General features: G+C 66.2%; 12 protein-coding genes. 7 read left to right on the top strand and 5 right to left on the bottom strand.

Annotated elements, in window-relative coordinates:
• Positions 1-76: 76 nt before the first annotated feature.
• Both QX124_RS02065 and QX124_RS02060 read left to right on the top strand, forming a co-directional pair.
• A complete protein-coding gene (locus QX124_RS02065) occupies positions 77-466 on the top strand; it encodes a winged helix-turn-helix domain-containing protein (RefSeq protein WP_315796007.1) in 390 nt (129 codons plus the stop codon).
• 151 nt (positions 467-617) lie between these two features.
• The gene (locus tag QX124_RS02060) at positions 618-1,469 is read left to right on the top strand and encodes an SDR family NAD(P)-dependent oxidoreductase (protein WP_315796005.1); all 852 of its coding nucleotides are present in this window, start codon (positions 618-620) and stop codon (positions 1,467-1,469) included.
• Between the two features lie 346 nt (positions 1,470-1,815).
• On the opposite strand, the gene QX124_RS02055 is transcribed toward QX124_RS02060, so the two are convergent.
• On the bottom strand, positions 1,816-1,965 hold the full coding sequence (locus QX124_RS02055) for a hypothetical protein (RefSeq protein ID WP_315777926.1): 150 nt from the start codon (positions 1,963-1,965) through the stop codon (positions 1,816-1,818).
• A gap of 24 nt (positions 1,966-1,989) precedes the next feature.
• Here QX124_RS02055 and QX124_RS02050 point away from each other — a divergent pair, with 24 nt between their 5' ends.
• A complete protein-coding gene (locus QX124_RS02050; protein ID WP_315796003.1) occupies positions 1,990-3,477 on the top strand; it encodes a hypothetical protein in 1,488 nt (495 codons plus the stop codon).
• Here QX124_RS02050 and QX124_RS02045 read toward each other — a convergent pair.
• From QX124_RS02045 to QX124_RS02030, 4 genes are all read right to left on the bottom strand, one after another.
• The gene (locus QX124_RS02045; protein WP_315796001.1) at positions 3,404-4,678 is read right to left on the bottom strand and encodes a hypothetical protein; all 1,275 of its coding nucleotides are present in this window, start codon (positions 4,676-4,678) and stop codon (positions 3,404-3,406) included. The two genes, QX124_RS02050 and QX124_RS02045, sit on opposite strands and share 74 nt — an antisense overlap.
• The gene (locus tag QX124_RS02040; RefSeq protein ID WP_315795999.1) at positions 4,675-5,679 is read right to left on the bottom strand and encodes a hypothetical protein; all 1,005 of its coding nucleotides are present in this window, start codon (positions 5,677-5,679) and stop codon (positions 4,675-4,677) included. Before QX124_RS02040 ends, QX124_RS02045 begins: the two co-directional genes overlap by 4 nt.
• 262 nt (positions 5,680-5,941) lie before the next feature.
• Complete coding sequence (locus QX124_RS02035) at positions 5,942-6,217, bottom strand: YiaA/YiaB family inner membrane protein (RefSeq protein ID WP_315716622.1); 276 nt, start codon at positions 6,215-6,217, stop codon at positions 5,942-5,944.
• A gap of 60 nt (positions 6,218-6,277) precedes the next feature.
• Complete coding sequence (locus QX124_RS02030; protein ID WP_315754589.1) at positions 6,278-6,976, bottom strand: PspA/IM30 family protein; 699 nt, start codon at positions 6,974-6,976, stop codon at positions 6,278-6,280.
• 103 nt (positions 6,977-7,079) lie between these two features.
• Here QX124_RS02030 and QX124_RS02025 point away from each other — a divergent pair, with 103 nt between their 5' ends.
• The 4 genes from QX124_RS02025 (at position 7,080) to QX124_RS02010 (ending at position 11,960) form a co-directional block, all read left to right on the top strand.
• Complete coding sequence (locus QX124_RS02025) at positions 7,080-7,697, top strand: TetR/AcrR family transcriptional regulator (RefSeq protein ID WP_315754587.1); 618 nt, start codon at positions 7,080-7,082, stop codon at positions 7,695-7,697.
• An 817-nt stretch (positions 7,698-8,514) separates the two neighbouring features.
• Positions 8,515-9,723 carry an ABC transporter substrate-binding protein gene (locus QX124_RS02020; RefSeq protein WP_315795996.1) on the top strand — a complete coding sequence of 403 codons (1,209 nt, stop codon included), beginning with the start codon at positions 8,515-8,517 and terminating at the stop codon, positions 9,721-9,723.
• A 256-nt stretch (positions 9,724-9,979) separates the two neighbouring features.
• Positions 9,980-10,999 (top strand): tryptophan--tRNA ligase, encoded by a 1,020-nt coding sequence (gene trpS / locus QX124_RS02015; protein WP_315795994.1) that lies wholly within the window; start codon positions 9,980-9,982, stop codon positions 10,997-10,999.
• 211 nt (positions 11,000-11,210) lie between these two features.
• Positions 11,211-11,960 carry a Crp/Fnr family transcriptional regulator gene (locus QX124_RS02010; RefSeq protein WP_315736510.1) on the top strand — a complete coding sequence of 250 codons (750 nt, stop codon included), beginning with the start codon at positions 11,211-11,213 and terminating at the stop codon, positions 11,958-11,960.
• The last annotated feature ends 63 nt before the right edge of the window (positions 11,961-12,023 follow it).

Here is a 12,023-nt window from a genome sequence, read left to right as displayed (position 1 = left end):
TGTCGATTGGGATCATCTTGTTCGCAAAACATGATGGTGGCAATGTCCGCCCCACGTCAGTACGAGCAGACCCTCCATGCCGAAAGCGAACGCCCTGCCCTCGCTCAGCCTGCGCATCGATCTCGATGACGGCAGCCGGATCGGGCCGGGCAAGATCGCGCTCCTGGAGAACATCGCGCGACACGGCTCGATCTCTGCGGCCGGGCGCGCGATGGACATTTCCTACAAGCGGGCCTGGGACCTCGTCGACGAGATCAACCGGGTGTGCCGGCAGCCCGCGGTCGCGCGGCAGACCGGCGGCCGCAATGGCGGTGGCGCAGCGCTGACGGCGTTCGGCGCGCAGTTGGTCGAACGTTATCGGCGCATCGAGCGCGATGCGGCTGACGCCGTGAAGAAGGATCTCGCCGCGCTGCGCAGCGACATCGAGAAGCCGAGGAAGGCGCGCGGGGCCAAGGCCGCGTCGTAAGCCGGTTCCAGACGACGCGATGCATCTGCGACCGGACTGGTGCCCTCGCGTTGCAGCCGCAAAAAACCCGTCTTGCCGTCAGCCGGATGATCTTGCGGCCGCGCCAGGACGTCATACACCAGCATCTCATCGTCATGCCGGAGAACCTGCCGTGTCTCACCCTGCCCTATCCGCCGACCACACCGCCGTCATCACCGGAGGCGCGTCCGGCATCGGGCTTGCCGCCGCCATGCGCTTCGCAGAACGCGGCATGAACGTCTGCATCGCCGATGTCGACGAGGCCCGGCTCCGCGACGCCGCCGCCAGGCTCGCGGCTGCGGCCAAGCGTGGCGAAGCTGCGGTCATGACCGCCACGGTCGATGTGAGCAACCGGGACAGCGTGGTCGCGCTCGAAACGGCGGTGCGGCAGCGCTTCGGCGCGATCGACGTGCTGATGAACAATGCCGGCATCCAGCCGGGCAGCAAGATGCTTGCCGACGACAATTGGCAACGCATCCTCGGCGTCAATCTGTGGGGCGTCATCCATGGCACGCAGGTGTTCGCCCCCGGCATGATCGCGCAAGGCAAGCCGGCGCTGATCATCAATACCGGCTCCAAGCAGGGCATCACCACGCCGCCCGGCGATCCCGCCTACAACGTTTCGAAGGCCGGCGTGAAGGCGTTCACCGAGGCGCTGCAGCACGAGCTGCGCAACACGCCCGGCTGCGAGGTGACAGCGCATCTGTTCATTCCGGGCTTCGTGTTCACGCCGCTGACGGCGAATGGCCGCGTCGAGAAACCGGCCGCCGCCTGGACGCCGGAGCAGACGGTCGACTTCATGCTGGAGCGGGTTACGGCCGGCGACTTCTACGTGCTGTGCCCCGACAACGACGTGCCGCGCGCGCTGGACAAGCGGCGCATCCTGTGGGCGGCCGGCGACATCGTCGAGAACCGGCCGCCGCTGTCGCGCTGGCATGCCGACTACGCCGACGCATTCGCGGCGTTCGCAAAGATATCGCCATGATCCGACCACATCGGAGCGGCGGCGCATAGCTGCTCCCGGTCTCAGCACAAGCTCCCAGACGCGTCGGATCGTCGCAAGGCGGTCCGCGTGCGTTCGGGACGTCTACCCATCGACCGAATCGCTACGGTCGAACGCTCTTGCAACTCACTGATTTGCCGCGGGCGCGACATCGCCGCTGGTCGCCGGCTCTTGAAGCGCCCCTCGACCGTCAAGCGGTGAGATGTCGCAGCTCTGCGGGAGCGCCATCCGTACGCCGCACGACAATCTGACGCAGACGCATTCCACAATCCCTGCGCGAAGCAGCCACGAAGCAGGCAGCAGATAGCCCTCATCATCCGCACCCGCGTCAGCCGCGCCCGTTGCTTCGGCTCATCCGCAGTGGTGCGCAGCTTTGAGGAGTACGTTGGACATGTCGCGCCATCACCGTCACCATCACGACAGTCACCACGGTCACCATCATCACAACGACCACCACCACCATCATCATCACAATCATCACTGCCAGCCGGCGCCTGCGCCAATGCCTCCGACGCCGCCCACGCCGACACCGCCCACGCCGCCGACGCCCGCGCTCGGCTTTGCCGATCTCGGCGTCGTCTTCAACGACGCGACGCGCTTTCTCGAAGGCGGACTGTGGCGCAACGTGGTCGAGGAAGGCGGCCAGGGGCTTGGCAGCGTCTACAACTACACTGGCGATCTCACCGTGATTCAGGATGGTCTGAAGGCGATGGTTGCCGCCGGCCAGTTCACCGGGCAGACGCTCACCAACATCAACAAGATCCTCGCCGACATCACGGTCGCGCAGGATGCCGCGATGGCTTCGGTGACCGGCGGCGGCGCGTTCGGCAGCATCGCCGCCGCGGAGACCGCGCTGCGCAACGCGCATCTCGACATCCTCAACGTCGTCAACAACGATCCGAACCTTGCGGGCAAGGCGACCAACGCCGACGGCGCCACCGGCTTCCTGCAGGCGCCGGCGCTGCTGCCCGAAGGCGTGACGGCCGCAACCGCCGCCAAGGGCACGCTGGCCGAGCTCGGCCTGATCTTCAACGATGCCGCCAACCGGCTGATCGGCGGCGTGAACGAAAGCAATGTCGATGTCATCCAGGACGATGTCGACGCGCTGATCGCCGGCCTCAATGCGCTGGTCGCCGCCAATCCGCTGCAGTTCGGCGGCCTGACCGGCGTGCACGCGCTCGCCATCATCGACCAGCTCGCGCTCGTCAACACCCACATCAACGGTGCGGCCGGCAATGTCGACATCGGCCGCGCGCTGAACGACGACTTCCTCGACATCATCGACATCGTCGCCGGCGACACCAATCTCGCCAACATGGCGCAGCAGAACGGCCTGACCGGCTGGAGCGGCTTCGGCGACTTCCTCAACCCGACGCCGGCCTATCAGGACAACCAGGCACAGACCGATTTCTGGGCCATGTTCATCGCCCAGTCCAACGCGCTCGGCAAGGCTGCAATCGCCGCCGTCAATTCCGGCGACGCCGCCGCGATGGCCAAGGTCACCGCCGACCTGATGACCTTCAAGAAGGACGTCACCGATTTCGACGCGGCGCAGGGCGGCATCTTCCAGGCCCGCTTCGACAACGAGCTGCTCGGCGACCAGAGCACGCTCGGCGCCGAGATCGCCAAGATCCTCGAGGGCTTCCAGGCCGGCAACAAGGCGCTGGTCGCCGCGGCCGCCGACCAGATGCACCAGAACGCAGCCGATGTCGGCGGCAACAACATCCCGGTCAATGGCGGCGCCTACAATGTCGATGGCATCACGATCGGCCAGGTGCTGGCGACCACCGGCGGCGGCAACAGTGCCGACGCCGCCGCGCTGCTGGCCGCGGTCACCAGCGCGCCGGCCTCGAACGTGATCATGCTTCCCAGCGCCGCGCCGGCAGCACAGGCCGGCGCCGCTCCGGCAACCCTGGTCATGGACGGTCCGATGATGGAAGGGCCGATGATGGAGATGCCACAGCATCAGCATCATCACATGTGGGCGTGATCACCTGTCGCTCGGGCGCCTGCATCAGCAGGCGCCCGACGAGCGCGAGCGCGGTTTCCGTGGCCGGATCGGCCGAGATCACGGAGACCGCGAGCACGATGAGGTCGACCGGCTGGTGCGACAGCACGATCACATGCGTCGCATGCCGCGCATCCATCAGCGCCACCATGCGCTCGACGGCGGGGTCGGTGACCGCCCGCCGCCACGGCGCATCGGCCCGGCGCAGCACACGGCTTGACGCGAGAAAGTCGCGCAGCAGCGGCGGATCATAGGCGGTCAGCTCATCCTCGTGACAGCGGCGTGCGCTTTCGAAGACCGGCTGGCGCGTGAGCTCGGCGATCAGATCGTCGCGCGTTGCCCCAATCGAGGCCCCGATCGAGTCGAGCACGCCCGGCTCGCGGGCTTGCAGCATCGCGCGCAAGGCATCGCCGATCAGCCCGATCGTGAGCACGCCGGCCACCGCGACCGCGCAGAAACGCATCAATTGCGCCGCATCGACGTCCGGCGACAGCGCGGCCGCGGCGGCGCCGAGCAGGGCGGCGCCGAGGATTCGCAACAATGTCAGCAGCCCGCCCTGACGCTGCGTCTCCGCGCTGGCGCCGGCGATCAGGATCGCGGTCACCGCCAGCAGCGCGCCCAATGCGCCGAGCCGCACCGGCATGCTCGGCGCCAGCACGCGAAAATCGGTAATGATGAAGGGAATGACCATGACGGCGCCGAACGCGACGCGATCGATGGCGCGGTTCTCCCAGGTCAGCAGGCTCGCGCGGTCGCGGCGAAGCAGCAGCCACGCGCAGGTCGCAAAGCCTGCGAGCTGAAAGGCCGACAGCACGATCGTGTGCTGGCTTTCGAACTCGACCGGACCGAGCGCGCCGGCGAGCGCGAGCACCACGCCGACGGCCAGCGCGATCGCCTTGAGCGCGCGATGCGCGTGCCGGCGCAGCAGACCTTCCGTCACCACCAGCGCGCCGAGCGGGATCAGCGCCGCCGGAATCAGCGAGACGCGGTCGAGGAAAGCACTGTCCGTCCACCAGGCGATGCCACGCAACAGGAACAGCGAGGCGACGGTCCCGAGCAGAACGACGAGCCGCGCCGTCAGCGGTCCCCTCGGGTCGCGCCGGTGCAGCATGGCGGCGGCAACCGCGAGGCCGAGCGCGCCGCAGAGGTTGACGACTGAGTCCGCAACGATGCCGGCCGTCATGGCGCGGGCTCGCCGGACTGCAGGCGCGGACGCAGCGTGCCGAACGCCCTGGTGTCGTCGAGCCAATGCACCAGCGGCAGGATCATCCGCTGCAGCGCCAGCACGGCCGAGGTCGCCAGCAGCGCCGGCAGCGAGCCGGAGGGGATCTCGCGCAGCAGATAGCGCCGGGCGGCGGCGAGATCGATTCGGCCGAGCTGCAGCAGATCGTCGCCCCTGGTGTAGTCCAGCTCGCGCGCGCAGAAGCCGTTGTAGATGGCGTCGCGATGCTTGGGCGCATCGTCATACGTCTTCTTCAGCGCATCGGAGCCGCCGGTATAGGCGTTGGTGATGACGAAGCGCGCCTCGTCGAACCCAGCCTCGCCGCCGACACCGAACACCGCGCGATGCGCCCGCATGATGCCGCGCGCGAGCTGAAGATGCGCAAAGCTCTGTCGGGCCTGCGGCAGCGGCGACGGATAGACGTCCGAGAAGGTCTCGCAGACCATGCCGGCCACCGCCGGCACCTGCGTGACGTTGGAGATCCATTTCGGCCGCAGGCCGTCACGGACGAACAGCAGCAGCGTCGTGAGGCCGTAGAGCACGCCGGACAGGCCTTTGCCGCGCGCTTCCGGGTCGACCATCACCAACCCGAGATGGATCACCTGCTGGGTGTCGCCGTCGCGCTCGACCTGCATCACCGCGAGCGCATTGAAGGCGATCGGCCGGCCGCCCGCCTCCTCCGACACCACCGTGATGATGGCGCGCGCGAGCGGGTCGCGCTCGCCTGAGAAGATGCCATAGGTGAGCTCGCCGGCGGGCAGCGTCTTGCCGGCGACGGTGCGGAGATCGGCGACGAGCGCCGCCAGCGCCGCGTCGTCCAGGGTCGTGCCCGGGCTCTCGACGATGCGCGTGCGAAACTCCGCATGGGTTCGTAGCGACAGGTCCATCGCCTCCTGCCCCAGCGCCGTCAGCCAGAAGCCGACATTGTCGTGGATACGCCTGGCCGTTGCGACGACGTTCATTGTCCTCATCCACCTGCCCGATCAGAAACGTCTCGCCGAAGCCGTGCCTAGAGTTCACGACATACGCTCCGCGCCGTTAATTCATGATCATGACGCAGGACGGAGCGTCAGTGACGGTAAACGCAGGTTGAACGACCGCAAGCGGTGGACGCCATCGCATCCACCGCTTCCCGGCACGCGCGGAGTGTCCCCCTCACCGGATTGCATCTTCGATGCAATCCGGCCTCTACCCGCAGGCGGGGAGAGGCGAGGAAACCGCTGCTCACGCCGCCTTCGACACCTCCATCAGCAGGCGCTCGGCGCGGGCGTCCTCGATGCGGTTGACGAGCTTGCCGCTCTCGTGGCGGTCACGCAGGGTCTTGGTCAGGGTGACGCAAGTCTGCACCAGCATGACGATGCCCATCGTCAGATAGCCCTTCATCCAGAGATCGATCGGCATGAAGAACACGCCGAGGGCGACGAGGAAAGCGGAGGCGGCGAACGAGGCGTAGGAGAAGGTGATGAAGGCGCTGCTGTGGGGCTGGGTGTTCTGGTTCATGGTCGGCTCCTATGATGACAATCAGGTTGGCTGATGCGTTTCGATCGGTGGTCACGAAATTCAGTTGGCCGGTGCAGTGCGGCCGGCTTTCAGCCGCGCCAGCACGTCGTCGGCGGTGGTCTTGATGCGCGGGCCAAAGCCCTGCTCGGCGAGCTTCTCGGCGGTGGTGATCGGCCCCGTCGCGGCATCGAGCTCCATCAGCGCCTCGTCGGCCGCCTGAGCCTCGATCTGCCGCTCGCGCAGCCGTTTCAGCGTCGCCTCCGCCTCGGGCAGCGTGCATTCGTAGGGACGCGCCGCCTCGATGCCGCCGCGGCGCAGATTGCGCACGGCCTCGGAGGCGCGCGCAATCCGCCGGCCGCGATCGAGCTCGGCAATGCGCGCCTCGGCGTTGGCGACATGCTTCTTCAGCCTGGTGATCTCGGTCGCGAACAGCGCCCGCGCCGTCCTGGCAGCGTCACGCTCGGCCTCGAGGCCGGCGATCGCCTGCGCCGCCTCGCGGGCCAGATCCTCGCGGCCGCCGTCGAGCGCTGCGGTGGCGCGCACCTCGAGATCGGTGATCCGCGCCAAGGTCGCCTCGAGCCGCTTGCCCTCCTGCTGGTCCTGCGCGATGGCCAGCGCCAGCGCGCGCTTGCTGCGATCGACGGCGGCAGCGGCGTCACGCAGCTGCTGATCCAGGATCACCAGCGCGGTACGGTCCTGCAGCTCCTCCTCCGCGACGGCCACGGTGCCCCGAAACAGCGTCAGAACAGTCTTGAACATTGTGAACTCCCTGTTATGAGCATTGCTCATATAGTTTCTTCTAGCGCAATCATGAGCGGCGCTCAAGAAGTATTTTGAGCATCGCTCAATATTTTGGTTAACAATGTCCAAGACACTGGAAAGACGTGCAAAACAGCGCGAAGCCCTGATCGAGGCCGCCGAGCGGATGATCCGGACGAGGGGTCTCGCCGGTCTGAAGACGCGCGATCTTGCCCAGGAGATCGGCGTCGCCAATGGCGCGGTCTACAATCTCGTCGCCGATGTCGACGAGCTCGTGCTGATGGTTGGATCACGCACCCTGGCGCGGCTCGACGCGGAATTGTCGGCGGCCGAAAGCGCCGGGCCGCCGGGCCCCGAGGCTGCGCTGGTGCGCATCGCGATCGCCTACTGCGACTTCGCCGCCCACAATCTCGAGCTCTGGCGCGCGCTGTTCGAGCATCGCATGGCGCCCGAGAAGCCGCTGCCCGACTGGGCCATCGCCGACCAGATGCACCTGTTCCGTCACATCCACCAGCCGCTGGCGGCGTTGTTTCCGCAGCGCTCGTTCGACGACATCAGCGTCACCGCGCGCAGCCTGTTCTCGGCGGTCCACGGCATGGTCGCGCTCGGGCTGGAGCAGAAGCTGATCGCCGTTCCGCTCGCCGCCCTGCGCCAGCAGATCGCGACCATGGTGCAGGCGATGGTGACGGGACTGGTGGCGGAGGAGACGACCGGCCGGTGACGCGCAGCTTGGCGTCGCGCGCAGCGTCATCGGCCGCCTGACGCCAACGATCAAACACGACTGCTTCACGGCATTTCTCTCCTGCCTGCTGTGATAGCTAGTTGCTGCCCCGGCGGCGCGGCTCCCGCCTTGTTCAGCCGGAATTGACGGCGAGAACAAACAACCGCCCCATTGCTTCGCAGTATCATGCCGACGTTCGGACTTGTTCCAGACAACATGTCTGGAACTGCCGATCCACCAGCACTCGATGACGAGTGTTGGTCTGTGTGACATGTGCAGATCTCGGCGCATGGCCACGCTCATCCGGCCGGCAGAACCTGCAGCGTATGACGGCCGCGCAATCAAGAAAAAACTCCAACGAGTCCATGACGCGCGAGCCAAGGGGAAAATCGTGAGACATCTGCGTGCGCCCAATGACGACCGCGATCCGCCATTCCCGTCCGGCTACGACGACGGCCGGCGTCCGCTGTATGAACAACCGTGGCGCGACGAGCACGATCGGCCTACCCCTGCTGAATTCGCGTCCCGTTATGGCGTGCAGGAGGTTCCTCGGCCGCCACGGGAACGGCGTCTCCTCGGCGCGTTGAGCATGATGGGGCTCGTGGCTGTTGCCGCGGGCGTGGCCGGCTTTGCAGCGACGAGACTTCCTACGCGGTGGACCGCTGCGCTCTCCGCCAAGAGCAGCGCGGAGGCGACAACGACGGCAACAGTCCCATCGCCGCCGGTCCAAGCCGCGCAGACCGTTGCGCCAGTCCAGGATACTCTCCGGACCGGAGCGCTCGCGAGCGCCGCTCCGGCGGTCGCGCCGGACCAGAACATGCCGCTGAGGGAGGACGACCGTGTGCCGAAGTTCGATACGCGGATGGCCAATGCCGCGTCGGCGCAGCCGACCAGCGCGCGGCCCCCGATCCAGGGCGTGACGGATACCGAAATCAGCTTCGGAATGGCGGCGCCGTTCTCGGGTCCGGCCAGGGAGATGGGCCATCAGCTCAAGCTCGGCATCGACCTCGCCTTCGCGCAGGCCAACGAGGAAGGCGGCGTGCATGGCCGGCAGCTCAAGCTCTACACGGCCGATGATGCCTATGAGCCGACGCGGACGCTGAACGCGATGAAGGAGCTCTACGAGCAGCACAAGGTGTTCGGCTTCGTCGAGAACTACGGCAGTCCGACGGCCCTGATCTCGGTGCCGTACGCGCTCGAGCATCATGCGCTCTATTTCGGCGCCTTCACCGGCGCTCCTTCGCTCCGCCACGATCCGCCGGACCGCTACGTCTTCAACTACCGTGCCGGCTACGCCGAGGAAGCCCATGCGCTCGTGAACTATCTCGTCAAGAGCCGCAAGCTGCGTCCGCAGGAGATCGGAGTTCTCACCCAGCAGGATGCCTACGGCGACGCGGGGTGGGAGGGTGTCAGCAAGGCGATGCACGGGCTGCGCGGCGGCGTGGGCGACGCCTTCCGCATGAGCTACAACCGCAATACCGTCAATGTCGACGAGGCCATCGCGCAACTGCGCCGGCAGAAGCATGCGATCAAGGCGGTGGTGCTGGTCGCCACCTTTCGCGCCGCGGCCAAGTTCATCGAGAAGACCCGCGACCTGTATCCGGACATGATCTACGCGACGATTTCGGGTGTCGGCAGCACCGGCCTCGCCAGTGAGCTGATGGTGCTCGGCCCGCGCTATGCGGACGGCGTCATCTGCACCCAGGTCACGCCGGCGGTCGACGGCTACGCGTCCGTCACCCTGAACTACAAGAAGGCGCTCGACAGATATTTCCCGGGAGAGCCGGCGGACTACTCGTCCCTGGAAGCCTATCTCACCGCCAACATCCTGATCGAAGGACTGCGTCGCGCCGGTCCCGCTGTCGACACCGAGTCGCTGGTCGATGTCCTCGAATCGATGCGGAATTACGAGCTGGGCGTTGGATCAAGGGTGAGCTTCGGCCCGTCCGACCACCAGGCGCTGCACAAGGTCTGGGGCACGCAGCTCGACAAGACCGGCCAGTATCACGCAATAGATCTCGAATAGGCTGAATGGCCTGGGCTCGCCGCTCCGTGCAGCGTGCATGAGCGGGTTGCTTTCATCGGCGCTTTCGGCCATATCGATCGCATGATCAAGACTGAGACCTTGCACGCGAACACGTGGTGGCGCTCCATCTAGGAGCGGCACGGCCTCGTCATTCATTCGCCCGTCGCCGCCGTTCATCGGCCTGCGACGCGGTTCTTGTCATCAACAGCATCGAAGAGCTCGATCGAGCGGCGGTTCTCACTTCTGGAGAACCACGATGCCTCTCTCAATGCCAGAACGTCCCGTCATCCTGACCGGCGACAGGACCACCGGCCCCCTGCACCTCGGCCACTATGTCGGCTCGCTGCAGAACCGCGTCGCGCTGCAATCGACGCATCGGCAATTCCTGCTGCTGGCCGATGCCCAGGCGCTGACGGACAACGCCCACGATCCGGGCAAGGTGAGCCGGAACATCCTGGAGATCGCGACCGACTATCTCGCCGTCGGCATCGACCCGGAGATGACGACCATCTGCCTGCAATCGCACCTGCCGGCGCTGGCCGATCTCACGCTGCTCTACATGAACTTCGTCACGGTGGCGCGGCTCGAGCGCAACCCGACCATCAAGGACGAGATCCAGGCACGCGGCTTCGGCCGCGATATACCAGCCGGCTTCCTGTGCTATCCCGTCGCGCAGGCCGCGGACATCACCGCCTTCAGGGCGACCATCGTGCCGGTCGGCGAGGACCAGGCGCCGCTGATCGAGCAGACCAACGAGATCGTCCGCCGCATCAACCGCCAAGCGGGCACGGAGGTGCTCCCCGAGGCACGCGCGCTGATCCCGAGCGTCGGACGCCTGCCTGGCGTGGACGGCAAGGCCAAGATGAGCAAATCACAGGGCAACACGATTCCACTCTCCGCCACCGCGGACCAGATTCGCGATGCCGTCCGCCGCATGTTCACCGATCCCGGCCACGTCAGGGCCGCCGATCCGGGGCGTGTCGAAGGCAATGTCGTTTTTACCTATCTCGACGCGTTCGACGACGATCACGCGGCGGTCGCGGACCTGAAGGCGCGCTACGTCCGCGGCGGCCTCGGAGACAGCATCGTGAAGCAGCGACTTGATGACGTGCTGCAGGCCGTGGTCGCGCCGATCCGCGACCGGCGGGCAGCGTTTGCGCGTGATCCCGACCATGTTCTCGAGATCGTCAGGCACGGCACCGAACTGGCGCGCACCGTCACCGATGCGACCTTGCGCGACGTACGCGAGGCGCTGGGTCTGTTTGCGCTGCATTAGCGGTGCGATGCTAATGCCTGATAACATGAATTAACTAATTCTCGCTCCGCTGCGTCACTGGAACACGAAACGGCTGCGCGTGTCCCGTCGAAATAGGCGCTGCGCTGTCAAGCGGCCGCGAAAGGCGCTATGCTGCGTTCGCGCCTGCCCAACTGTGATGCCGAGATCCGGTTTCGAAGTATTCAGCACTCGCGTTTCACCCGGAGAACACATGGCGAAGCGACCCATCGTAAAGCCGCCGACGGCCGCAAAGCCGCAGCCAAAGAAGCAGGCTTTCGATCCGGCGGTGTTCCTGAAGACCGAAGGCCCAGGCCGGACGATCGGGAAATACCGAAAGGACCAGCAGATCTTTTCCCAGGGCGGCCTCGCCGATGTGCTGTTCTATATCATCACGGGCACGGTCAAGATCGTCGTCCATTCCGAGCAGGGCAAGGAGGCGGTCATCGCGCTGCTCGGTCAGGACGATTTTTTCGGCGAGGGGTGCCTGGCCGGCCAGTCTCATCGGCTGTCGGCAGCGTCGGCCATCACGGACAGCGAAATCCTGCGGATCACCAAATCGGCCGCGATCAGCACCCTGCGTGAGCAGCCGGCGTTCTCCGAGGTGTTCGTTTCGCATATCCTCGCCCGCACGATCCGCGTCGAGGCCGATCTCATCGATCAGTTGTTCAATTCGAGCGAGAAGCGCCTTGCGCGGGCGCTACTGCTGCTGGCCAATTTCGGCAATGACGGCAAGCCGCAGCGGGTCATCGCGAAGGTCAGCCAGGAGATGCTGGCCGACATGATCGGCACCACCCGCTCGCGGGTCAGTCACTTCATGAACAAGTTCCGCAAGCTGGGCTTCATCGACTACAACGGCCATCTCGTGATCCACAACTCCCTGCTGAACGTGGTTCTGCACGATCAGCCGCATATCGCAGGCGTGAAGTCGGTTGAAGGCAAGGCTCCCCTCAAGAGCCTATGACCGTGCATCTCGAGTGACCGTGCATCTCGAGATCGAGCTGGCGCTGGCCCTGCTCGATCCGCG

The sequence above is a fragment of the Bradyrhizobium sp. SZCCHNRI3043 genome (assembly GCF_032377735.1).
GTDB lineage: Bacteria > Pseudomonadota > Alphaproteobacteria > Rhizobiales > Xanthobacteraceae > Bradyrhizobium.
The sequence above is the reverse complement of the archived record's forward strand: the minus strand, read 5'-3'. Positions and strand labels throughout refer to the sequence as shown.

What these genes read in the sequence shown, in the direction of transcription:
- QX124_RS02065 (WP_315796007.1), top strand. Translation starts at nt 77, where the DNA reads ATGCCGAAAGCGAACGCCCTGCCCTCGCTCAGCCTGCGCATCGATCTC.
- QX124_RS02055 (WP_315777926.1), bottom strand. Translation starts at nt 1,965, where the DNA reads ATGATTGTGATGATGATGGTGGTGGTGGTCGTTGTGATGATGGTGACC.
- QX124_RS02050 (WP_315796003.1), top strand. Translation starts at nt 1,990, where the DNA reads ATGCCTCCGACGCCGCCCACGCCGACACCGCCCACGCCGCCGACGCCC.
- QX124_RS02045 (WP_315796001.1), bottom strand. Translation starts at nt 4,678, where the DNA reads ATGACGGCCGGCATCGTTGCGGACTCAGTCGTCAACCTCTGCGGCGCG.
- QX124_RS02040 (WP_315795999.1), bottom strand. Translation starts at nt 5,679, where the DNA reads ATGAACGTCGTCGCAACGGCCAGGCGTATCCACGACAATGTCGGCTTC.
- QX124_RS02035 (WP_315716622.1), bottom strand. Translation starts at nt 6,217, where the DNA reads ATGAACCAGAACACCCAGCCCCACAGCAGCGCCTTCATCACCTTCTCC.
- QX124_RS02030 (WP_315754589.1), bottom strand. Translation starts at nt 6,976, where the DNA reads ATGTTCAAGACTGTTCTGACGCTGTTTCGGGGCACCGTGGCCGTCGCG.
- QX124_RS02025 (WP_315754587.1), top strand. Translation starts at nt 7,080, where the DNA reads ATGTCCAAGACACTGGAAAGACGTGCAAAACAGCGCGAAGCCCTGATC.
- QX124_RS02020 (WP_315795996.1), top strand. Translation starts at nt 8,515, where the DNA reads ATGCCGCTGAGGGAGGACGACCGTGTGCCGAAGTTCGATACGCGGATG.
- trpS (WP_315795994.1), top strand. Translation starts at nt 9,980, where the DNA reads ATGCCTCTCTCAATGCCAGAACGTCCCGTCATCCTGACCGGCGACAGG.
- QX124_RS02010 (WP_315736510.1), top strand. Translation starts at nt 11,211, where the DNA reads ATGGCGAAGCGACCCATCGTAAAGCCGCCGACGGCCGCAAAGCCGCAG.